The 22,166-nt window shown below is 64.7% G+C and carries 24 protein-coding genes; 2 read left to right on the forward strand and 22 right to left on the reverse strand.

The annotated features are described in order from the left end of the window. The coding region (locus BN423_RS11835) for a hypothetical protein (RefSeq protein WP_043360077.1) at positions 1 to 198 on the forward strand (198 nt) is incomplete at its 5' end. Here the strand turns inward: BN423_RS11835 and BN423_RS09575 are convergent. The 3 genes from BN423_RS09575 to BN423_RS09585 all read right to left on the reverse strand — a co-directional run bounded on the left by BN423_RS09575 (position 195) and on the right by BN423_RS09585 (position 3,112). Then, the gene (locus BN423_RS09575) at positions 195 to 1,607 is read right to left on the reverse strand and encodes a phosphohexomutase domain-containing protein (protein ID WP_019240029.1); all 1,413 of its coding nucleotides are present in this window, start codon (positions 1,605 to 1,607) and stop codon (positions 195 to 197) included. The two genes, BN423_RS11835 and BN423_RS09575, sit on opposite strands and share 4 nt — an antisense overlap. 176 nt (positions 1,608 to 1,783) lie before the next feature. Further along, the gene (locus BN423_RS09580; protein WP_019240030.1) at positions 1,784 to 2,680 is read right to left on the reverse strand and encodes a homocysteine S-methyltransferase family protein; all 897 of its coding nucleotides are present in this window, start codon (positions 2,678 to 2,680) and stop codon (positions 1,784 to 1,786) included. Next, complete coding sequence (locus tag BN423_RS09585) at positions 2,681 to 3,112, reverse strand: metal-dependent transcriptional regulator (RefSeq protein WP_019240031.1); 432 nt, start codon at positions 3,110 to 3,112, stop codon at positions 2,681 to 2,683. It lies immediately after the preceding gene. A gap of 214 nt (positions 3,113 to 3,326) precedes the next feature. On the opposite strand from BN423_RS09585, the gene pepT reads away from it, so the two are divergent. After that, positions 3,327 to 4,574: a peptidase T gene (pepT, locus tag BN423_RS09590; RefSeq protein WP_019240032.1), complete on the forward strand. Its 1,248-nt coding sequence runs from the start codon at positions 3,327 to 3,329 to the stop codon at positions 4,572 to 4,574. Between the two features lie 174 nt (positions 4,575 to 4,748). Here pepT and BN423_RS09595 read toward each other — a convergent pair whose 3' ends face one another. The 19 genes from BN423_RS09595 to rpiB all read right to left on the reverse strand — a co-directional run bounded on the left by BN423_RS09595 (position 4,749) and on the right by rpiB (position 21,985). Then, positions 4,749 to 5,567 (reverse strand): creatininase family protein, encoded by an 819-nt coding sequence (locus BN423_RS09595; RefSeq protein WP_019240033.1) that lies wholly within the window; start codon positions 5,565 to 5,567, stop codon positions 4,749 to 4,751. A gap of 5 nt (positions 5,568 to 5,572) precedes the next feature. Then, positions 5,573 to 6,565 (reverse strand): phosphotriesterase family protein, encoded by a 993-nt coding sequence (locus tag BN423_RS09600; RefSeq protein ID WP_019240034.1) that lies wholly within the window; start codon positions 6,563 to 6,565, stop codon positions 5,573 to 5,575. A gap of 41 nt (positions 6,566 to 6,606) precedes the next feature. Beyond that, positions 6,607 to 7,905, reverse strand: a complete 1,299-nt coding sequence (locus BN423_RS09605; protein WP_019240035.1) for a PTS ascorbate transporter subunit IIC — start codon at positions 7,903 to 7,905, stop codon at positions 6,607 to 6,609. Positions 7,906 to 7,918: 13 nt separating this feature from the next. Further along, on the reverse strand, positions 7,919 to 8,203 hold the full coding sequence (locus BN423_RS09610) for a PTS sugar transporter subunit IIB (RefSeq protein ID WP_019240036.1): 285 nt from the start codon (positions 8,201 to 8,203) through the stop codon (positions 7,919 to 7,921). Then, positions 8,200 to 8,643 (reverse strand): PTS sugar transporter subunit IIA, encoded by a 444-nt coding sequence (locus tag BN423_RS09615; RefSeq protein WP_019240037.1) that lies wholly within the window; start codon positions 8,641 to 8,643, stop codon positions 8,200 to 8,202. The genes BN423_RS09610 and BN423_RS09615 overlap by 4 nt, the downstream gene beginning before the upstream one ends. Positions 8,644 to 8,657: 14 nt before the next feature. Beyond that, positions 8,658 to 10,691, reverse strand: coding sequence for a BglG family transcription antiterminator (locus BN423_RS09620; RefSeq protein ID WP_019240038.1), 2,034 nt, complete (start codon positions 10,689 to 10,691; stop codon positions 8,658 to 8,660). A 239-nt stretch (positions 10,692 to 10,930) separates the two neighbouring features. After that, the gene (locus BN423_RS09625; RefSeq protein ID WP_019240039.1) at positions 10,931 to 12,133 is read right to left on the reverse strand and encodes an LCP family protein; all 1,203 of its coding nucleotides are present in this window, start codon (positions 12,131 to 12,133) and stop codon (positions 10,931 to 10,933) included. Positions 12,134 to 12,144: 11 nt separating this feature from the next. Further along, the gene (gene murA / locus BN423_RS09630; protein WP_019240040.1) at positions 12,145 to 13,428 is read right to left on the reverse strand and encodes a UDP-N-acetylglucosamine 1-carboxyvinyltransferase; all 1,284 of its coding nucleotides are present in this window, start codon (positions 13,426 to 13,428) and stop codon (positions 12,145 to 12,147) included. Between the two features lie 84 nt (positions 13,429 to 13,512). Continuing rightward, positions 13,513 to 13,905: a F0F1 ATP synthase subunit epsilon gene (locus BN423_RS09635; RefSeq protein WP_019240041.1), complete on the reverse strand. Its 393-nt coding sequence runs from the start codon at positions 13,903 to 13,905 to the stop codon at positions 13,513 to 13,515. 2 nt (positions 13,906 to 13,907) lie between these two features. After that, entirely contained in the window at positions 13,908 to 15,365 is a 1,458-nt protein-coding gene (gene atpD / locus BN423_RS09640; RefSeq protein ID WP_019240042.1) for a F0F1 ATP synthase subunit beta, read from the reverse strand. Further along, positions 15,362 to 16,273, reverse strand: a complete 912-nt coding sequence (atpG, locus tag BN423_RS09645; RefSeq protein WP_019240043.1) for an ATP synthase F1 subunit gamma — start codon at positions 16,271 to 16,273, stop codon at positions 15,362 to 15,364. The genes atpD and atpG overlap by 4 nt, the downstream gene beginning before the upstream one ends. A gap of 4 nt (positions 16,274 to 16,277) precedes the next feature. After that, on the reverse strand, positions 16,278 to 17,894 hold the full coding sequence (gene atpA / locus BN423_RS09650) for a F0F1 ATP synthase subunit alpha (RefSeq protein WP_019240044.1): 1,617 nt from the start codon (positions 17,892 to 17,894) through the stop codon (positions 16,278 to 16,280). Then, complete coding sequence (gene atpH / locus BN423_RS09655; RefSeq protein WP_019240045.1) at positions 17,887 to 18,360, reverse strand: ATP synthase F1 subunit delta; 474 nt, start codon at positions 18,358 to 18,360, stop codon at positions 17,887 to 17,889. The genes atpA and atpH overlap by 8 nt, the downstream gene beginning before the upstream one ends. A 10-nt stretch (positions 18,361 to 18,370) precedes the next feature. Beyond that, on the reverse strand, positions 18,371 to 18,973 hold the full coding sequence (atpF, locus tag BN423_RS09660) for a F0F1 ATP synthase subunit B (protein WP_019240046.1): 603 nt from the start codon (positions 18,971 to 18,973) through the stop codon (positions 18,371 to 18,373). Positions 18,974 to 19,006: 33 nt separating this feature from the next. Further along, positions 19,007 to 19,198 carry an ATP synthase subunit c family protein gene (locus BN423_RS09665; RefSeq protein WP_019240047.1) on the reverse strand — a complete coding sequence of 64 codons (192 nt, stop codon included), beginning with the start codon at positions 19,196 to 19,198 and terminating at the stop codon, positions 19,007 to 19,009. 98 nt (positions 19,199 to 19,296) lie between these two features. Next, a complete protein-coding gene (atpB, locus tag BN423_RS09670; protein WP_019240048.1) occupies positions 19,297 to 20,094 on the reverse strand; it encodes a F0F1 ATP synthase subunit A in 798 nt (265 codons plus the stop codon). Between the two features lie 380 nt (positions 20,095 to 20,474). Next, a complete protein-coding gene (locus BN423_RS09675) occupies positions 20,475 to 20,765 on the reverse strand; it encodes a hypothetical protein (RefSeq protein WP_232385565.1) in 291 nt (96 codons plus the stop codon). Between the two features lie 67 nt (positions 20,766 to 20,832). Then, positions 20,833 to 21,480, reverse strand: coding sequence for a uracil phosphoribosyltransferase (upp, locus tag BN423_RS09680; RefSeq protein WP_019240050.1), 648 nt, complete (start codon positions 21,478 to 21,480; stop codon positions 20,833 to 20,835). Positions 21,481 to 21,541: 61 nt separating this feature from the next. Then, complete coding sequence (rpiB, locus tag BN423_RS09685; protein ID WP_019240051.1) at positions 21,542 to 21,985, reverse strand: ribose 5-phosphate isomerase B; 444 nt, start codon at positions 21,983 to 21,985, stop codon at positions 21,542 to 21,544. Positions 21,986 to 22,166: the final 181 nt, after the last annotated feature.

Genomic DNA, 22,166 nt, shown 5'->3' on the forward strand with positions numbered 1-22,166 from the left:
CAAGGAGATATAATGCCAGAAATCCCGGCGGGCGCAAGCGGGGATGTTGCCCTCCATATCTCCTACACAATTGAGCCCTTTGAAGTGCTTTCGACCACTATATATAGTGTTTCGAAAACGCTCGTCTACTATTTGCTACCGCTCGCCGAACCCGTGATGAATTTGAAATTCTTTCTCCGACCTTTTCTTCAGCTTTAGCAGACGCCATTATCGATCGCCTCACCGCGCGCGATGTCGCAGCCGGCCTCGAGCAGCTGGTCGCGTTCCTGCACGGTCGGGGCCTCCGCGTACACGCGCACCACGGGATCCATACGGCTCGGTCGCAGGAGCACCCACGACTCATCCTCGAATTCGAGCCTGAGCCCGTCCATGTGGCTCACCGCGACCGGCACTCGTCCCGCGACGGTGCGGGGATTGAGCCCGGGCAGCATCGTGCGGAAGATCTCGCTCACCTCGTTCTCGACGCGCAGGTCGCGCATCGCGTAGGCCATGGCGCCGTACTCCTGCTCGACCTCGTCGACGATCTGCCCGAGCGGCTTGCCCTCGACCGCCATGAGCTCGCAGAGCAGCAGCGCGATGTGCAGGCCGTCGCGCTCGAGCATATGGGTGGGTACGCAGATGCCCGTCCGGCCCTCGACGCCCAGCAGCACGTCGCCCTTCAACGCTTCCTTATATATATGTTCGAAACCGGTGGGCTTCATGGTCACGCGGCAGCCGAGCGCGCGTGCCATGCGCCGCGTGAGCGTCGACGCCGCGACGCCCAGGACGACGCGACCCGTCTGGCCGCGGTGTTCGACGAGATGCTTGAGCACGAGCGTCGCGATCATGCGCGGGCTGATGAACCGCCCGCGCTCATCGACGGCGCTCAGGCGGTCCGCGTCGCCATCGGTGACGAAGCCCGCGCACGCATTGGTCTCCATAACCGCACGCTCGCAATCGTCCACCCAGGGCTCGACGGGCTCGGGGTGCACGTCCAGGGTGTCCTCGTCGTCGGAGCCGTGGATCTCGGCCACGTTGATGCCGAGCGCGCTCATGACCTGGGGCAGATAGGTGCGACCGGCCCCGTAGAGCGGGTCGTAGAGCACCGAGAGTCCTGCCTGCGCGATGGCGACGCCGTCCACCGATGCGCAGAGCGCGTCCAGGTAGGGCGTGACGATGTCGGTGCGGTGGATGCCCCCGTACACGCCGATGGGCTCGGCGGACACGTTGCGCTCGATCTCGTCGGATGCCTCGCGCGTCACCGCGACGCCGTCGCTCCCGTAAATGCGCACGCCCAGGTAGTCGTACGGATGATGCGAGCCCGTCACCATGATGCCGCCGCAAGCGCGCGCGTCCTGCGCCACCGTCCACGCCAGCGCCGGGGTGGGCGCGAACCGGTCGGACACCTTCGCGGCGAGCCCGTGCCCGGCGAGGATCCTGCCCACCAGGCAGGCGAGGCGCTCCGCCGCGGCGCGTGTGTCGAACGCCACGTAGACGAGGGCGCCCGGGGCTGCCTGCGACCAAAGCCCGCCGACGGCATCGGCGATGCGTGCGAGATCTACCTCGATTGCCTCATCGTCGACGCGCGTGTACCAACCGTCGGCAGACAGGTGAATCATCGTGCTCATCGAGCATGCACTCCTTGGATGCTGTTGCGGATATGCGGTATCGCGGCATGCGGAACTCAGCCCCGCGCCGCGGTGCCGCACCATCCATATACCCAACATCCGTGGCAGCCGTGCGCCGCACACCGTCTCTGCGGAAGCGACCGCGCGGGCCACCGCTTCTTATGTATATGCGCGTGTTATATAAGCGCGTCCGCCATGGCCGCCGTCGTGGCGGGCGTGCCGCCGCAGCAGCACCCCACAAGGCGCGCGCCCGCATCGCGCCAGCGCACGCATGCCTGGGCGAAGCGCTCCGCGGAGACGGGCCAGACGAGAGCGCCGTCCTCCGTGCGCGCGGGATTCCCCGCATTCGGCCGCACGGACACCGGGGTGCGCGCGGCGTGCAGCAGGCGCGGGAGCGCGACGTCGGCGGCCTCGATGGAGCAGCAGTTCACCCCGACCGAGCTCGCCCCGTGCTGCTCGGCGTACACGGCGGCACCCTCGATGGTGAGGCCGTCCCCCAGCAGGCAGCCGTCCTCGTCGACCGCGAAGCTCACGAGCACCGGCATGCCGTCCGCGACGTCGCGCGCGCCTGTGAGCGCGGGGCCGAGGTCGCGGATGGAGCAGAAGGTCTCGAGCATGATGGCCGGGACGCCTGCGGTGAGCAGCGCGAGCGCCTGGTCGCGATACGCGGCACGGGCGGCGCGGTACTCCGGGGAATCCTCGCGGAACCACTCGATGCCGCAGGGGCCGATGGAGCCGACGACGGGAAGGCTCCCCGCCGCGCGCGCGTTATCGACGGCGGCGCGGTTCACCTCGGCCATAGCGCGCGCGATGCCGTCCCGCTCGAGCGCCGGGGCGGACGCCTGGAACGTGTTCGTGAGCATGACCTGCGCGCCCGCCGCCGCATAGAGGCGGTGCAGGCGCTGCACGGCCTGGGGTTCGGCGAGGTTCCAGAAGGCAGCGGGAACGCCGCCCGCGTCGGGCTCACTCATGAGCATCGTGCCCATGGGACCCTGCGCAAGGAGCGTCTCGCGCTGCAAGCGCTCCATGAGCTCGCGCGCGCCCGCACGGTCGAAGTAGTCCGTCTGCGCCATCTAGGATCGATCTCCCTCGAACGCGATGCCCTGGTGCTGTAGATACGAGAGCCAGCGCTCCATGGTGTCCTCCGAAAGGGCGTGCTCCATCTTGCATGCCTCGGCGTCGGCACGGTCGAAGTCAACCCCGAGCTCCTCGGTGAGGAACGCGCGGAGCAAGCGGTGGCGGCTCCACACGGCGTTGCCGATCTCGCGCCCCTGGTCGGTGAGGGCGATCTTGCCGTAGTGCGACTGCTCGACGAGGCCCTGCGCCTTGAGCGCGGTGATGGCTTTGTTGACCGACGCCTTCGAGACGCCGAGGCGCGTCGCCACATCCACGGAGCGCATGCCGTCCGTCGCCTTCCCCTCCTCCTCGATGCGGACGAGGCACTCGAGGTAGTCCTCGTTCGACATCGTGAGGTGCAGCTCCTGCGAGGCCGCGGTGGTATCCATGAAATGCTCCCATCGTCGTGATTTCCGCACGATTGTACCCCAATGACCCGCCGCTCTGCCCCACTGCACCGGAGTCGCACACGCCGCAGCAGTGCCGCGCGCTGGGCGGGGCGCGCCGCGGCTCCATCCCCTGCGGCGGCGCGTGCTAGAGTGGAACCATGCGAACGGCGGGCGGGCGCTCAGGCTCCAACCCGCCCAGGAAAGGAGCATCATCGTGGCAGACCAGCGCACCCCCTCCGACGTCCTCGAGCGCTTCCTGCGCTACGTGCAGGTCGATACGCCGTCGAGCGACGCCCATGCCGACCAGATCCCCTCGACCCCGGAGCAGTTCGACCTCGCGCATGTGCTCGCAGACGAGCTGCATGAACTGGGCGCCGAGGACGTCGCGGTCTCCGAGCACGCCTACGTGACCGCGCACGTCCCGGCAAGCCCCGGCGCGGAGCACCTACCCGCCCTCGGGCTCATCGCGCACATCGACACCACGGAGGCGGCGCCCGGACGCGGCGTGAAGCCGCACATCGTGCACTACGCGGGCGGGGACCTCATCTGCGGCGAGCATGCGGGCACCCTCGTCGCCATCGGCCCCGACAAGCTCCCCGTGCTCGACGGGCTCGTGGGCGAGGACCTCGTCTGCTCCGATGGAACGACGCTTCTGGGCGCCGACGACAAGGCGGGCGTCGCCGAGATCATGGCGCTCGTCGCGCGCCTGGCCGCGCACCCGGAGCTGCCGCATCCGCGCCTGGGCATATGCTTCTGCCCGGACGAGGAGATCGGGCACGGCGCCGCCCTCCTCGACCTGGAGGCGTTCGGCTGCACGTATGCCTACACCGTCGACGGCGGGCCCATCGGCGAGCTCGAGTGGGAGTGCTTCAACGCCTGCGAGGTCACCGTCACGTTCCAGGGCTACTCCATCCACCCCGGTGACGCGAAGAACCGCATGGTGAACGCCGCGAACCTGTTCTGCGCCTTCCACGCCCTGCTGCCCGCCGCGATGCGCCCCGAGCACACCGAGGGCTACGAGGGCTTTATCCACCTGCTCGGCGTCTCCGCCACCTGCGAGCGCGCGTGCGCCCGCTACATCGTGCGCGACCACGACGCGGGGCTCTTCGAGGAAAAGATCGCCCTCATGGAGCGCGCGGCGGCGTTCCTGAACGCCGAGCTCGACACGGAGCGCGTGCGCGTGGAGGTGCGCCGGGAGTACCGCAACATGGCTGAGGTCGTCTCCGACCACCCCGAGCTCATCGAACGCGCGAAGGAGGCCTTCACCGCCGCCGGCGTCGAGCCGCGCGTGCTGCCCATCCGCGGCGGCACCGACGGCGCGCAGCTCTCGTTCCGCGGGCTTCCCTGCCCCAACCTCTCGACCGGCGGCTTCGCGTTCCACGGGGTCAACGAGTTCATCCCCGTCTCGTCGCTCGAGGCGATGGTGGACGTCCTCGAGGAGCTCGTGGCGCGCTTCGCCTAACAGCTCATCGCTCCCGCATGCCATCAGCCCAACGCTGAACGGGAACGCATACCGCGAGGCCCTCCACTCCCTCGCCCGATATAGCACGACGCCCGACACCACGGTACCCACCGCCATGGTGTCGGGCGCTGCTTTGGCATATCGCAGCTTACACCGGGATCGGCATTCGCCTTCTCACGAAACGGAGCGCACACGCTCCTTCTCATATTCGACAATCGCTGCGGCACGCTTAAGAGTCTCCTCTATTAGGTAGCGACCCTTCTCTTCGGTTGCAAGTCGCGCGTTTCCGAGCACTGCAGTCTGGGTGAATTCACTCCATGGCGTCGGCGTGTAATCTGCGTCAATCGGCAGCTTTGGATCCTCAGCCAGAGCCTTAGCCATATCGACATGCTCGGGAGCCAGATAGAGCATGAGTGATGTCTCTATCTCGCAGGCGTGGATGTAGCTCACATGTGCCGCCGGGCTTTCGCGCACGTTTGCGGCGAGCTTCTGAAGGTCGGGATAAAACATGTGCAGCGTGCACATGTCCCGATGGCGCGCCCATAGCTCACGTGCCCCCTCCTTCAGCGCGGTCAGGTTACCCAGATGCGCGCTGAACAACACAAAAATGCGGACGCCCTGTCGATACAAACCCTCACCGAGTTCGACCACAATGCGGGTGAGCGTCTCGTTCGACAGGCTCAGGCTACCAGGAAAGTCTCCAAGGCTAAACACCTGGCCGAACGGCAGCGTGGGTAACACCAGACCGTTTACAAGCGCGGCTAGACGACGCGCATAACGAGCGGCGAGCAGGTTGTCGGTCTCAAGAGGAAGGTGCGGCCCGTGAGCCTCGACCGCTCCCACCGGTAGGATGACCGGCACGTCCGCAGCAATGCGCTTCCCAATGGTGAAACAGGTCTCCTCCGCATACCCCATATGTAGCTTCGAGCTCTCCGCCATGACACCAACGGTGCCCCTGTCGACACCCGCCATCTGCTTCTCCTCGCGTCCCATTGCGTCTACTCCTTGAACGCGAAGCAGCGCGCAGGGTTCGCAACGAAAAACTTTACGACAAGCGCCTCGCCGTCGAACCCCGCCTCACCCGCTTCCTCGATGAAGCGCGGAATCCATTTCTCCTTGATAAACGAAAGCCCTGGTCCGTTATCGTAATGACGGTAGTAGCTTCTGCGCGCGGTGTCACCACTGATGAGAATCTGATCTTCGTAGCCAGCCTTGACGAGGGCGAGAATCGCCCCCGTGCGAGCGGTCTCGGGAGCGTACTTGGTCTTATTGATGCCGTCGAAGCACAGGAACGCGCCCGTCTCGGCGATTTTCTTGTGGTAGTACGTATCCAGATTGCGGTCCATATGCCCAAAGGACACGCAGTCGAGAGGCACTCCCTCACTGCGCAAAATCTCAATTTGCTCGAGCGCCATCGTACCCGCCTCGGTATGCGCATGGACAGGCGCCTTCGTCTCGTGAAACGCGCGTGCGACCGCCCGGATAGTCTTCTCCTCGAGCGGTGAGATACTGTTGTACCCCGTGCCAAACTTAATCTGCCCGGCGCGATACGAAGTTCCCTCTAGACCTTCTTCAACCTCCTTCACAACGAAGGCTGCCAGCTCATCGATAGACCGTTCCTCAATCCACTCCCCATAGGTATCGAAATTCCCCACTATGCCGCGCAATCTCCGCGTGAGCCGGGCATCCCAAAGAAATCCCTTGTTGAAGCCACCCGTACCGATGACTTGGACGCCGGTGCGCCGCGCAATCCCGGCAACATCCTCCACGCAGCGCCCATAGTCCACCGCGGTGGCATCAACAATGGTCTTGCCGCCAGCCTGCACAAATTCCTCGACATCCAATTCGGACTTCGCGGGATCGTCGAGCAGCAAATCGGTCTCGCCCCGCTCGACCCAATGCCCGGGCAGGCACACGATATGCTCGTGCGAGTAGGTGAATCCCAGCTGACTAGTGGGAATGTCGCCAAAAAACGTCCTTGCGAATGACATATCAACCTCCTTGTATCTCGGTACGACCGAACATTGCTCCGTTAGAAGAGCAGCGACGCAAGCAAACCTACAATCGGTCCGAGGATGAACATGTCGCAGTCCGCCGCCCACAGAGCGGTATCGGGAATCGTGGTGCCGATGAAGAACGTAACCATGACGTACTGACCCCATGCGAGCAAGGTCGCGCATGCGAAGCCGCCGATAAGGGCTCCTCGGATACCGCCCATCTTATTGCCGAACACACCGGCGACAGCACCATGGAAGAATAGCGCGATCATGGGCGGAACGAATACATACCCCACAGTGCTGCCCAGGACGACCATCCAGATGATGGCACCCACGAAGGCACCAACGAAGCCGAGGGTGACCGAGTTGGGAGCAAACGGATAGAGGATAGGCGAATCGAGAGCCGGGATGGCACCGGGGACGATCTTGGTCGCAATTCCCTTGAATGCTGGGACAATCTCACCGATGAACATGCGCACGCCTGTCAGCACAACCGCGATACCTGCAGCGAACGTGAAGGATTGGACGATCACGTACACAATGAAGTTCTGTGAGCCAGCGGAAGCGATGAGCGCCTGGGCGGTTTCGGTGTCCCTGGTAAGCACGATGGCACCGCCAATCACGAAGAGCACCGCCATAGTCAACGCCGTGATGACGTTAGAGTCGCGCAGGAATTCGAGCTTCTTGGGCAGGTTCATATGCTCGGCATCGGAGTTCTTGTTGCCGAAAAGCTTGCCGGCCAACGCGGCAAGCAGGCCCGCGCTAGCCGAGGTGTGACCAAGCGCAACATTGTTGTTGCCAGTAATCTTGCGCACGAGGGGCTGGATGATGGCAGGCTGGAACGTCCAATACAAACCCATGATGACCGACAGGAATATGGTAAGCGGCCAGAAGCCCACGGAGCCGCCCGCCGCCTGCACAGCGATGCCGGCGAAGATCGTCGTAGTCCAAAACATCATATGACCAGTCAGGTAGATGTACTTGAACGGCGTAAAGCGCGCAAGCAGCACATTAATCAGGAAGCCGAGCGTCATTGCCAGCGTGACAGCACTTCCGAACTGAGTGCTAAACGCATCCTGGCCCAGGTAGTTGGCGAGCGCGGTCGACTGCAACCCGAAGACCTCCTGCCACACCGGGCTGAAAATGTTCAACGCTCCGGTGATGATATTCGATCCCGAATTGATGATGAGGAAGCCGATGATGGCCTTGCAGGTTCCCATCATCACATGACTGAAATCCTTCTTCTGCAGCAACAGGCCAACGAGTACGATGGCTCCGAGCATGATCGCCGGCGTTCCAAAGATGTTATCGGCTATCCAGGTGAATACTTCCACGATGCACCCCTCTCTACTTGCTCATCGTCGCGAAGGCGTCGGTGAGTGCCTGCGTAATCTCGGCCTGATCGAAATAGTTGTTTACGATTGCGATGGGAACTTCTGAGCCGCTCTCGCGCAACGTATCGGCAAGCTCATTCGTAGTGAGAATCAAGTCGGCTGGCATGCTTTTCGCCGACGAGACGTCGATGTGCTCCACATCAGCATCGACTCCCATTTGCTCGAGAACCGACTCGACATTCATACGCAGGATGAGACTCGTACCCTGACCCAACCCGCAGACTGCTAAAATCTTCATGCGCGTACCCCCTTGATCAAACTCTCCATTTCAATCGGGTTGTCCATCGCCCGCAACGCTTCGACGCATCGGGCATCGTTGAGCAGAGCCACAATCCGCTGTATGAGCTTCAGGTGCTCTGATCCCGAATGCGCAGCAAGCCCGAATACCAAATCAACTGGATCATTCGCTGAACTCCCAAATGCGATGGGGTGCGCCAGCGAGACGAACGACACACCGGATTCCCGGGCTCCATCTTCTGGTCGCGCGTGTGGAATGGCGATATGCGGCGCAATGACGAAGTAAGCCCCGTTCGTGTGATACGAAGCAATCATCGCGTCGATGTATCGCTCGTCAACGAGGCCATTCGCCACCAGTAAGCCACCCGCACAACGGATTGCCGCCTCGGGAGACGTCACGTCAGCCTTAAGCTGAAGAAGCCCATGTTCAAGATATTTCATGCAGCACCTCCCTCCTAGACTTGTCGCCCGCTTCCAGATGCGGGCTTGTGTGGTTCGAGCAAAACGTCCATGACATCGCGTACCGTCTGCGCCTCCACAATCCGGGCGACCGCCGAAGGATCATTAAGTACGCTAACGAGCTCTGCCAGGGGCTTGAGATGGGATTGGTGGTCGATCATGCAAAGTCCGATGCACAGACGCACCGGGTCGTTAATCGAATTGCCAAAAGCTACTGGCTGCTTGAGGGTTACCACGCTGAACCCGACGCGGCGAGCACCACGCTCGCTTGCAGCGTGCGGGAACGCCACGCCAGGCGCGACTACGATATACACCCCGTTCGACGAGGCGTTTTCAACCATTGCGTCGACGTATGAGAGGTCGGCAAACCCGTTCTCCACAAGAAGCCTGCCCGCCTCCCGAACAGCGTCCACCTTGTCACATGCAGAGAACCCTAGACTGACCGCCTGCGGGGGCAGAACCTCATTCAGTGAAAGCGCGGCGCGTTGACGACCCTCTGTGAAGGCCTCGACATCCACATCATCAGAGACACACGATGGCTCCGATGGCTCCGATGCCTCAGAATGCCGCAGCGCGCGTCGCTCGTTGCGGGCAAGACGAGCCAGCGCCTGGCCAAAGCGCTCCTCATCCCCTTGGGTGAATGACGAATCGACAACGAGCACATTTTGGTCGGGCAGCCCGATGGGAACAGTAGTGAGCACAATATCAACCTCGTGCTGCGCGAGCCAAGACCCAATCTCGCGGGAACCGAACGTGCCGGCGATTTCGACATCAAATCGACTGGCCAGACGGGCGCGAATGATCTCCGATGTAGCACGCCCTGTCCCACAAACCAGAGCGACGCGCGGACGGTGCAGCAGGCGCCGGTTTCGTTCGATGGAGGCAGCAAAAAACAGGGTGAAGTATGCTCGTTCCTGTTCGATGAACTCGACACCCAGCTCGTGCTGAACGGGTTCGAGCGCATCCTGGACGACGCGATCCAGATCCGCGTACTCGCCAACCGCGAGATCGTACAGAGGATTATCGATATGAATTCCCATAAGCGCTCTATGGTACGCCGGGCGTAGATGGTTCATGAGACCACTGAATAGCTGCTCGTCATCGAGAAAGGCTGCTGCCGGGTATCGATCGCCCACATCCTCGATAAGCTGTTCAACCAGAAAGCCAAAGCGAATCCAGTTCTCGGATAGAGAGTCCTTCTGGTCAATTCCGGAGGCGGAGGCGAGGTACTCGGCGATGTAAACAAGCTCGCAGCGATCGAGTTGATGGCAAAACAACCGTGAGAGGTCCGAAGCATTTGCAGTCACTAGATCGAGTTCCTTTGTGGGCAGCTCGTCAAACGATGTCTCGCCATCATTGAGACCTTTGCCAATATCAAGACGTTTACGTACCGCAAAGAAAGCAGCTTCAAGAAACTCAAAGGATGAGTCGCTTAGGCGAACGCCGAGTTCCTTTGTGTAGGTTGTTATTACGCTGCGTACACGCTCGAGAAAAGCACGCTCTGCCGGCGTGGTCTCTTGATCGATAAACGTTGGATCATCCTGAATCAACTGCACGAGCATTCGACGAGCATCAGGCTCTGAGCCGTCAATGCGATACCCGCGGAAGTGCTCCCCCTCGAGGCGAAGCCGATAGAAACCGTAAGTCGGCACGAGCGCTTCAAAGTCACGCAAGATTGTGTTCCGAGAAAGATCAAAGTGCCGTGCTATATCAGCGACGCTAAAGCAGTCGGGCAGCATCAAGCTGAGCTCAGCGATGCGTTTACGACGCAGTGTGCGGTTCGAGTAGATTGACTCCCCTCCAACAACGACCCTAGCCACGTCGACACCGATTTGCTGTGAGAGTACAGCCTCACCACGTTTGATGCTGACACCGGCGTACCCCGCCTCTTCAAGCTTGTCGTTGATGCGCGATATATCGTTATAAATCGTGCGGGATGAAACGCCAGCGAGCTCAGCTAGAGATGCAATACTCACCGGTTCGCCGCTCTGGTTGAGCGCGCTGAGAATTATGACCAGGCGATCCACCATGTTCGGCCCCTTTCAGTATTCAGCCTATGGCAAACCGAAATGACCGACCAAATCCCATTCGCTTCGTTGCCGATGAATGAATTGGACACCGCCTAGCGCACCGATCCTGACAATGCATCGTGCCGCCGGCATCGATCGTGCAGCACGCTCCCATAGACCCGTATACAACGAGGGCAGGGCCCGCGATTTCGCGCGAGCCCTGCCCTATCTATACTATGAAAGCGAGTGGCGTCGATGGATCATTCCGAACTGTCCCCAACGTCATCCGAGCTAGCGTCGCCGCTCGTCGTGGCCGTTCCGTTCGACCAGTCGTCACTCGAGTTATCCGAGAGGTCGCCGATCGTCGCCGAGCTATCGCCGCCCTGGCCCATGGTCTGCGGGCCCTGCGGATCCTCGCCGGCATCGACGCGCTCCATCATCTCGCGCAGGTCGTCCTCGTAGACGAACACGTAGCTCTGGCCGTCGATGTAGGTGTCGTCGCCCGCCCACGAGGGGATGTTCGCCGAGTACATGGAGTCCGTGTCCATACCGCGCATGGCGTTCACGAGCGCGATGATGTCGTTCACGGAGAGCGACGTGTGCACCATATCGGCCAGCGAGTTGAGGATCGCGGGGATGGTGCTCACGTCGAGGCTGTTCAAGATCTTGTCCGCCAGGGCGCCGAGCACCATGCGCTGGTGGCGCATGCGGGTGTAGTCGCCGTCGGCGTAGAGGTAGCGCGAGCGGGCGAACGCGAGGGCGTGCTCGCCGTCGAGGTGCTGCTGGCCGGAGGGCACGTCCACGCTCAGGTGCTCGTCGCCCTCGACCGCGTCGCCCTCGGGGATGTAGAGGTCGATGCCGCCCACGGCGTCGATGAGCGCCTCCATGCCGCTGAAGTTGATCTCCGCGTACTCCGAGATCTGGACGCCGCAGAGCTCGTTCACGGCCTCGACCATCTCCTCGGCGCCGTTGCCGTCGTCCATCTGGCCGTACGTGAAGACCGCGTTGATCTTCATCGTGCTGCCCTTGTACTCGACCTTCGTGTCGCGCGGAATGGAGATGAGCGTGACCTGCTGGTTCGTGGCGTCGATGCGCGCCAGGATGATGGAGTCGGTGCGGTAGGTGTCCTCACCGGGACGGCCGTCGGTGCCCAGCAGCAGCATGTAGAACGGCTCGCGGGCCACGTCGGAGTCGACGAGCACCGCGCGGAGCTCGTCGGTGATGATGCCGGCGTCGTTCAGGCGCGCGACGATGCTGTTGAACCACAGCGCCATCGCGCTGCCCGCGGTGATGAGCATGATGAGCAGCGAGCACACGATGCTGCGGCGGATGATCCTGCCCCTGCGGCGCTTCCGCGCACGCTCGGAATAGCGCGAGACGTTCTTGCGGCTGTAGATGCGGCTCGCGGTGGCCGAGGACGTCTGCCTCGACTGCTGTACCGCGCGTTTATGGCGAATCCCCATGGGCACCCTACCTAATCGTCCTCGGGATCGGGCAGCGACAGGCTTTCTACCTTCGCCCCCAGCCCTGTCAGCTTGTCAACGAACCGCTCGTACCCGCGGCGGATATGGTGCGTGGCCGAGACGTCGGTGAAGCCATCGGCCACGAGGCCCGCCAGCACGAGGGCGGCGCCGCCGCGCAGGTCGGGCGAGACCACCTCGGCGCCGGACAGGCGCTTGACGCCGTGCACGATGGCGTGATGGCTCTCGATGCGGATGTTCGCGCCCATGCGCACGAGCTCGGATGCGAACATGAAGCGGTTCTCGAAGATGTTCTCCGTGATGACCGAGACGCCGTCGGCCAGCGCGGCGAGCGCCATGACCTGCGCCTGCATGTCGGTGGGGAACCCGGGGAACGGGAGCGTCTGGATGTCCGTGGGCGCCGGGCGGTCGATGCGCCAAGCGTGCACGCCGCTCTCCAAGCGCTCGTAGCGCAGGCCCATGAGCTCGAGCTTCTTGAACACCATGCCCAGATGGACCGGGCTGAAGCCCAGCACCTCCACGCCCGCGTCGCCCGCGGCGAGGGCGGCCGCCACCACGAAGGTGCCCGCCTCGATGCGGTCGCCGATCACGCGGTGCTCCACGGGATGCAGCTCCTCGACGCCCTCGATCGTGACGACCGGCGTGCCGGCACCCGTGATCTTGGCGCCCATCTCGTTGAGCATGTTCGCCAGATCGACGATCTCGGGCTCGCGCGCGGCGTTGTCGATGATCGTCGTGCCGCGGGCGCGGACGGCCGCCATGATGAGGTTCTCCGTGGCGCCCACGCTCGCGAACTCGAGCGAGACCATGGAGCCGGTGAGGCCGTCAGGCGCGGCGGCATGGATGTAGCCGTGATCGGTGTCGAAGTTCACGCCGAGCGCCTCGAGGCCGAGGATATGCATGTCGATCTTGCGGGCGCCGAGGTTGCAGCCGCCCGGCATGGCGATCTTCGCGCGGCCGAAGCGACCGAGCAGGGGTCCCATGACGGCGGTCGAGGCGCGCATCTTCGCGACGAGCTCGTACGGCGCCTCCCAGCTATCGGCCGTGGAGGTGTCGATGCGCAGCGTGTGCTCATCGAGCACGTCGATGCGCACGCCCAGCCCCTTGAGTACCTTGCCCATCACATGGACGTCGGAGATGTTGGGGACGTTGGTGAGCGTCGTTGCGCCCGGCGCGAGCAGCGTCGCCGCCATGAGCTTCAACGCGGAGTTCTTCGCCCCGGAGACCTCGACGGCCCCCTCAAGGGCATGCCCGCCATGGACGCGGATGATGTTCACAAAGCCGCCTTTCACAACCATGCCCGGAACCGATGCGGCTCCGGGCATGGCACGTTCGCATTCACTCGTGGGGTAAGCAGCGCGCTACTTCGAGCACAGCAGCTTGCACCATGCGATTTCATTATAGAGATATGCGCGGCGTGCATCATCTGCGGACAAATTGCCCAATTGTTCTTCAAATCCGCGCAGGCGCTCGCGCACCTCGTCGGGCGAGACGGACGCCATGTCCTTGGCGCGCTCGGCCAGGATGACCACCTCGTCGCCCGTGATCTCGGCATAACCGCCATCCACGGCGAACGTGTGGCTCACCTCGCCCATACGCTCGTCGCACAGGCGCACGTACCCCGAGGCCACCGAGCAGATCTCGCTCGCATGGAGCGGGGCGTCGCCCAGCTCGCCGTCGGTCGTGGGCAGCGCCACGAACACGGCCCCGCCCTCGTACGCGTTATGTTCCGGGCATACGATGCGCACACGCATGGCTACTCGCTCGCTTTCATCTTCTCAGCGCGCTCGCGCACGTCGTCGATGGTGCCGGCGTAGCGGAACGCCTGCTCGGGGATGTCGTCGCACTCGCCGTCGACGATGGCGGCGAAGCTTCGCACGGTGTCCTCGACGCGGATGTACACACCGGGGTTGCCGGTGAACTTCTCGGCCACGTGGAACGACTGCGAGAGGAACTGCTGCAGCTTGCGGGCGCGGTCGACCGTGAGGCGCTGCTCCTCGGAGAGCTCGTCCATGCCCAGGATGGCGATGATGTCCTGCAGGTCGGAGTACTCCTGCAGGATCTCCTGCACCTTCACCGCCACGCGGTAGTGCTCCTCGCCCACGATGCTCGGGTCGAGCGCGTCGGAGCTCGATGCGAGCGGGTCGATGGCCGGGTAGAGGCCGAGCGCCGCGATGGAGCGCGAGAGCACCGTCTGGGCGTCGAGGTGGGTGAAGGTCGTGGCCGGCGCCGGATCCGTGAGGTCGTCGGCGGGCACGTAGACCGCCTGCACCGAGGTGATGGAGCCGGTCTTGGTGGAGGTGATGCGCTCCTGCAGGTCGCCCATCTCGGTGGCGAGGGTGGGCTGATAGCCCACGGCGGAGGGCATGCGGCCCAGCAGGGCCGAGACCTCGGAGCCCGCCTGCGAGAAGCGGAAGATGTTGTCGATGAACAGCAGCACGTCCTGGCCGCGGTCGCGGAAGTACTCGGCCGCGGTGAGGCCGGCGAGGCCCACGCGCAGGCGCGCTCCCGGGGGTTCGTTCATCTGGCCGTAGACCAGGCAGGTCTTGTCGATGACGCCCGACTCGGTCATCTCGAGGTAGAGGTCGGTGCCCTCGCGCGTGCGCTCGCCCACGCCGGTGAAGACCGACGTGCCGTTGTGCTCCTGCGCGAGGTTGTTGATGAGCTCCTGGATGAGCACCGTCTTGCCCACGCCGGCGCCGCCGAAGAGGCCCGTCTTGCCGCCGCGGATGTAGGGCTCGAGCAGATCGACGGCCTTGATGCCCGTCTCGAAGATCTCGGTCTGGGTGGTGAGCTCGTCGAAGTGCGGCGCGGGATGGTGGATGGGGTAATAGCCCTCCACCTCGGGCATGGGCTTGCCGTCCACCGGCTTGCCCAGCACGTTCCACACGCGGCCGAGGGTCTCGGGGCCGACGGGCATCTTCATGGGCTCGCCGGTGTCCACCGCCTCGAGGCCGCGCTGCAGGCCGTCCGTGGAGGTCATGGCCACGCAGCGGGCCACGCCGCCCGGCAGCTGGCTCTCGACCTCGAGGACCGTGCTGATGTGCCCCATCGGGGTGTCGGCCTCGACGGTGAGCGCGTTGTAGATGCCGGGCACCTGGCCGGTGAACTGCACGTCCACCACGGCGCCGATGATGCGCACGATGCGGCCGGAGCCGGCGGAGCGGACCTGTCCGGCCTCCTCGATGGCCGTCTTCATGCTCGGGTCAATCATTGCTGTTCCTCCAATGCTGAGGCACCGCCCACGATCTCGTTGATCTCGGTGGTGATGGATGCCTGGCGCACGCGGTTGTACGTACGCGTCAACGTGGCGACGATCGCCGTGGCGTTCTCGGTCGCCGAGTGCATGGCCTTGCGGCGCGCGCCCTGCTCGGCAGCGGCGGAGTCGATGAGCGCCTGGTGGATGACGGTCAGGATGTAGCTCGGTACGAGCTCGCCCAGCACGTGCTCGGCCGAGGGCACGAACTTGAACGAGGACGAGACGCGCTCCGGCCCCTCGCCCGTGTTCTTGCGCGGGCCGTGCGCCATCGCGATCGCCTCGGGGTCGAGCGGCAGCAGCGTCTCGACGCGCAGCTCCTGGTCCACGCGGTTCTTCGCGTGATGGTAGACGATGACCACGCGGTCGAGCTTCTCGGCCTCGTACTCGCGGCAGACGTAGCTCGAGATCATGCGCGCCTGCTGCAGGTCCGGGTCCGCCGAAGTGCCCGCGAAGTGCATCACGAGGCCCGGGTGGTTGCGGAAGTAGTCGCTCGCGCGGCGGCCGCAGGTGATGATCTGGGCCTCCGCGCCCAGGCGGTTCCACGAGGCCATGAGCTTCTCGGCCTCGCGCGTCACCGACACATTGAAGCCGCCCGCGAGGCCGCGGTCGGACGCGACGGCGATGACGAGGCAGCGCTTCATGGTCTCGCGGCGCTTGAGCATGGGGTTGCTGCCCGCGACCTCGGCGTCCTGCGCCACCGTGAGCATGACATCGGTGAGCGCTTCCTTGTAGGGCTCGGATTGCACCGAGCGATCGAGGGCACGGCGGATCTTAGCCGTCGAGACCATCTCCATCGTGCGCGTGATCTGCTCGGTGCTCTGAACCGACGAGATGCGTTTCCTGATGTCGCGAAGGTTCGCCATGGGGTTAGCGCTCCTCTGCGCCGGGCTCGTCGTCCGCAGACGCGGAGTCGACCGCGTGCTTGGACACGAACTGCGTCTTGAAATCGCGGATGGCGTTGTCGAGACGTCCCTTGAGGTCGCCCTCGATCTTCTCGCTGCGCAGGCGCGTGAGCACCGGGCCGAACGAGTTGCGCATCTGCTCCAGGAGCTCGTCGCGGAACGGGATCACCTGGGAGAGCGGCAGGTCGTCGAGGTAGCCCTCGTTGCCCGCATAGAGCGCCACGATCTGCTCGGCCACGTCGAACGGCTTGAAGCGCGGCTGCTTCAGGAGCTCGGTCATGCGCGAGCCGTGCGTGAGCTGCTTCTGCGTGGTGGCGTCGAGGTCGCTGCCGAACTGCGCGAAGCCCTGGAGCTCCTGGTAGGCAGCGAGGTCGAGGCGCAGGTTGCCCGCGACCTGCTTCATGGCCTTGGTCTGGGCGGCGCCGCCCACGCGCGACACCGAGATGCCCACGTCCACCGCGGGGCGCTGTCCCTGGAAGAACAGGTCGCTCTGCAAGTAGATCTGGCCATCGGTGATGGAGATCACGTTCGTGGGGATGTACGCCGAGACGTCGCCGTCCTGCGTCTCGATGAGCGGCAGGGCGGTCATGGAACCGCTGCCGTGCTCCTCGGAGAGCTTGCAGGAGCGCTCGAGCAGGCGCGAGTGCAGGTAGAAGATGTCGCCCGGGTAGGCCTCGCGTCCCGGCGGGCGGCGCAGCGTGAGCGACATCTGACGGTACGCCACGGCCTGCTTGGACAGGTCGTCGTAGATCACGAGCACGTGCCCGCCCGGGTTCTCGGCACTCGCCGGCTTGCCGTCGCGGCCGTTGTACATGAAGAACTCGCCGATGGCGGCGCCCGCCATGGGGGCGATGTACTGCAGCGGCGCGGAGTCGGCGGCGGTGGCCGAGACGATCACCGTGTAATCGAGCGCCTGGTGCTTCGAGAGCGTCTCGCGGATGTTCGCCACCGTGGAGGCCTTCTGGCCGATGGCGACGTAGATGCAGATGATGCCCTTACCGCGCTGGTTGATGATGGCGTCGATGGCGATGGCGGTCTTGCCCGTCTTGCGGTCGCCGATGATGAGCTCGCGCTGGCCGCGGCCGATGGGGATCATCGCGTCGATGGCGAGCAAGCCCGTCTGGAGCGGCTCGCACACCGGCGTGCGGTCGATGACGCCGGGCGCCTTGAACTCGATGGGGCGGCGGTGCGTGGTGCGGATGTCACCCAGGCCGTCGATGGGCTGGCCGAGCGGGTTCACCACGCGGCCGAGCATGCCGCGACCCACGGGGATGTCCATGATGCGGCCGGTGGTGCGGCACTCGTCGCCCTCGGCGATGGTGTCGACCTCGCCGAAGAGCACGGCGCCGACCTCGTCGCGGTCAAGGTTCTGCGCGAGGCCGTACACGGTTCCACCCGTCTCGACGCTCTTGAACTCCAAGAGCTCGCCGGCCATGGCGTTGCGCAAGCCGGAGACGCGCGCGATGCCGTCGCCGACCTCGTCGACGTGGGACACCTCCTGGGTGTCGACGGTCGCCGCCAGGCTATCGAGCCTATCGGCGAGGGCGCGCGCGATGGACTGCGCGTCGATCTTCTCAGACATGGGCGGTTTCACCTCCATGCGATTCGTCGTCCAGATGGACGGAGGAAAGGGACTCGCGAGCCGCGCGGAGCTGCGTCTTGACCGAGATGTCGCGACGCTGGCCGCGCATCTCGAGCACGATGCCGCCGATGATGGACGGGTCCACGCGCTCGATGAGGAACACCTGCGTGCCGAGCTCGCCCTCGAGCTGCTTGGTGATGTCGGCACGGAGGTCTTCATCGAGCGGCACCGCCGTCGTGACGGTCACGCCCACGATGTCGGCGTCCTCCTCCGTCATGGCGCGGTACGTCTCGGCGATCTTCGGCAGCAGGTCGAGCTGGTCGCGCTCGACGAGCGTCCGAAGCACCTCGATGACCTCGGGAGCCGAGGAGGCGATCGCGTCGAGGTGCTTCAGGTCCTCGAACACGCGGCCCTCGGTCTTCGCGGCCTCGAGCAATGCGCGCGCATAGGTCTCGAGAACCCTCATCTCCCTGCGGCTAGTTGCTGGCATTCAGGCTACCCGCTTCCTTGATGTAGCGCTCGATGAGACGGCGCTGCTCGCCATCCTCGTCCAGCGTCTTCTCGACGATCTTGGACGCCACCGACACGGAGAGATCCGCGATGGATGCGGCCGCGTCGGCGTAGAGCGCCTGGCGCTCGTCCTCGACCGTGCGATGCGCCTTGGCGATGATCGCCTCGGCCTCCTTGTGCGCGGCGGCCACGATGCGCTGGCGCTCGGCCTCGCCGTCCTGGCGAGCCGCGAGCACGATGTCCGCAGCCTGGCGGCGCGCGTCGGTGAGCATGTCGTCCGACGCCTTGCGGTCCGCGATGGCCTGCTTCTTGGTGCGCTCGGCCTCATCGAGGCTCTCCTCGATGCGCTTGCTGCGCTCATCCATCATCGCGAGGATCTGCGGCCAGGCGACCTTCGCCAGGACGACCCAGATGATGAGGAACGCGATGAGCGCGGGGACGAACTCCGCCATCTTGGGGATGAGGATGCTCGCACCGCCCGCCTCCTCGGCAAACGCCGAGACCGGAGCGCAGAGCGCGGCGCACGCGGTGGTCGCGGCGACGCCGGCAATGCGATGTGTGAACTTCATGATGTGCTCCTTATGCCACACGCTGGGGCGTTCCTAGGCAATGAGGGTCACGACGAAGCCGATGAGGCCGAGTGCCTCGGTGAAGGCGGACGCCAGGATGAAGACCGTGAACGCGCGGCCCTGAACCTCGGGCTGACGCGCCATGGCGCTCGTGGCGCCGAACGCCGCAAGGCCGATGGCAAGGCCGGCACCGATAACACCGAGACCGTATCCGATAACTCCCACAATTCCTCCTTTGTCATGCGCCGGTATGGCGCGGGACTCCAACCTATGGACGGGGCGGCGCTCGCCGCCCGGGTCACCTCTTAGGCGCGCCGGGCGCGCTAGTGGGCATCCGCCTCCGCGATCTGGATGTAGACCGCGGCCAGGACGGTGAACACGTACGCCTGCACGAACGCCACGATGAACTCGACGACGTAGATGATGAGCAAGATGAGCAGCCATGCGATGCTCGGGAGCGCGCCCACCGCGTTCATGGCAGTGAAGTGCTCCAAGAGCGGCTGGGCGAAGATCGTGGCCATGAGGGAGAACGAGCCCATGACGATGTGCCCGGCGAACATGTTGCAGAACAGACGGATGGCCAGCGTGATGGGGCGCAGCAAAAGCGAGAACACCTCGATGACCCACACGAACACGTTCATGGGGAACGCGACGCCCGCGGGCGCGAGGCTCTTGAGGTAGCCGAGGACCCCGTGCTTCTTGCAACCGAAGTAGATGAAGTAGATGAACGTCACGAGGGCGAGCGCCGCGGTGCAGCCGATGGCGCCCGTGCCCGGCTTCATGCCCGGGATGAGGCCGATGAAGTTGTTCACGAGGATGAAGAAGAAGATCGTGGCGAGGAACGGGAAGTGCCGGCGCCAATCCGTGCCGACCACGCCCTTGGCCACGTCGTTCTCGACATATTCGACCACGTACTCGACGCCGTTGACGAACACGCCCTTGGGAACGAGCGTCTGCTTCTTCACGAACACGCCGACGATGATCAAGAGCACGACCGCGGCGATGAGGAGCCAAAGCGAGTACTGGGTGAGACCCGCGTCGAGCGTGCCGAAGACCGGATCCGAAGAGAACTCGGCGACGAGCTCGTTGATCGCCTCGGGCAGCTTGGAAAACGCGTCCAAAATCACACTCTCCTATCCACCGGCGCGCCGGCGCCGAAGGGTTTCCACGGCCGGCGAGGTGCCCGACGTCGCCGAACCGTTCCCTGAAATGCTATGTACCCGCCCGGCGGGACACCGGGCGCGAGCGCATGCCGCCAGCATGGAGACGTCGGGGAGGCGGCGTCGCCGCATCCGGTACCCGACGAAGCCCCTGCACGAGGGCATAGGCTCAGGCTCACCATATATTAGTCTGCCGCCCCCCAAAGTCAAGGTGTTTTCGTGGCTAAACTAGCTGGCCAAATGTTGCAAAATCACATACTTGCCACACGTTTTTCGGCCGCGTGGGCGCGTGTGCTCGGCGCGGGAGGGCGAGGGCGGGCGCCGGGGACGGGGAAGGCGGCTTACCAGAAATCGCCGCGGGCGATGGCGGCGAGGGAGAGGGCGATGATGCTGCCCACGAACCCCACGAGCTCGCCCAGGAAGTACGCAAGGAAGGCGTCGCGCGCCACGACCCATGCGACGAGCACGCCCAGGAACAGGATGGCGAACGACGATGCCACGCCCACCATCCCCATGACCATGTTCGCCGCGCGCCGCCGCGACATGACGGGCACGACCGCGAGCGCGAGCGGGGCGAAGGCGAGGAGGCCGGTGATGACGCCCACGACGGCCGCGGGCCACTGTTGAGCCAAATCGAGTTCCGGCACCGCGCCTCCCCTCCCATCGAATGTCAAATTACCCCAGGGGTATTTTTACATGCTACAGCGTGCCGAAGATGCGGTCGCCCGCGTCGCCCAGGCCGGGCACGATATAGGCCGCGTCGTTCAGGCCCTCGTCGATCGCGCAGGTGTAGATGTGCACGTCCGGGTCGGCCTCCTGGACCGCGGCGATGCCCTCGGGCGCCGCCACGATGCAGAGCAGGCGCACGTCGCGCACGCCCTGCTTGCGCAGGTAGCCGAGAGCCGCCGTCGCCGACCCGCCCGTGGCGAGCATAGGGTCGACGAGCAGGCAGATGCGCTGGTCCACGTCGACCGGCAGCTTGCAGTAGTACTCGTGGGGCTCGTGCGTCTCCTCGTCGCGGTACATGCCGATGTGCCCCGCGCGCGCGGCGGGCACGAGCTCGAGCAGGCCGTCCACCATGCCGAGCCCCGCGCGCAGGATGGGCACGATGGCGAGCTTGCGGCCGGAGAGCTGCCTGCACGGTGCCGCGCAGATGGGCGTCTCCACCTGGACGTCCTCGAGCGGCAGGTCGCGCGTGGCCTCGTAGCCCTCGAACAGGGCGAGCTCGCCGATGAGGTCGCGGAACTGCTTGGTTCCCGTGCGCTTGTCGCGCAGGATCGAGAGCTTGTGCTGTACGAGCGGGTGATCGACGAGCGTCACGCGCTCGGGGTCAAACGAAACGGACATGATCGGCACTCCTCGTCTCAAAGCGGTGCCGGTAAGGCGGCACCGGGCGTTCTTTGGGCCGCTACTCCTCGTCGAGCTCCATGATCTTGGCGACGCGGCGCTCGTGGCGGCCGCCCTCGAAGTCCGTGGTGAGGAACGCCTTGACGATGGCCTCGTTGTCCTCGACGTCGACGAAGCGACCCGAGAGGCACACGACGTTACCGTTGTTGTGCTGACGGAAGAGCTCGGCAAACGGCACCGAGGTGATCGACGAGGCGCGGACGCCCGGCACCTTGTCGGCCGAGAGCGCCATGCCGATGCCCGTGCCGCAGATGAGCACACCGTAGTCCGCCTCGCCGTTGGCGACCGCATGGGCCACCTTCGCCGCGAAGTCCGGGTAATCGACGGAATCGCCCGTGTCGGGGCCGAGGTCCGTCACCTCGCAAGCCAGCTCATCCTGCATGTAGCGGGCGATCTCGCCCTTCTGGTCGAACCCGCCGTGATCCGATGCGATGGCGACGCGCATTGCTGCTCCCTCCAAGATGGTTGGCGCGGCATCTCCGCGCCCTTCTTTCACTCTAGCATTCGGAGCGCGTCTTGGCGTGCGTCCGCTTCTGCGGTTTCGATGGTTTCGGGGGCGGCGGCAGGGCGCGGGGCGGGGTGCCTGGAACTACGCCGGGCGCCGCGGCGGCTGGGGCTGCGCCGGG

Origin of the sequence: Enorma timonensis (assembly GCF_000321165.1) — a bacterium.
Lineage (GTDB): Bacteria > Actinomycetota > Coriobacteriia > Coriobacteriales > Coriobacteriaceae > Enorma.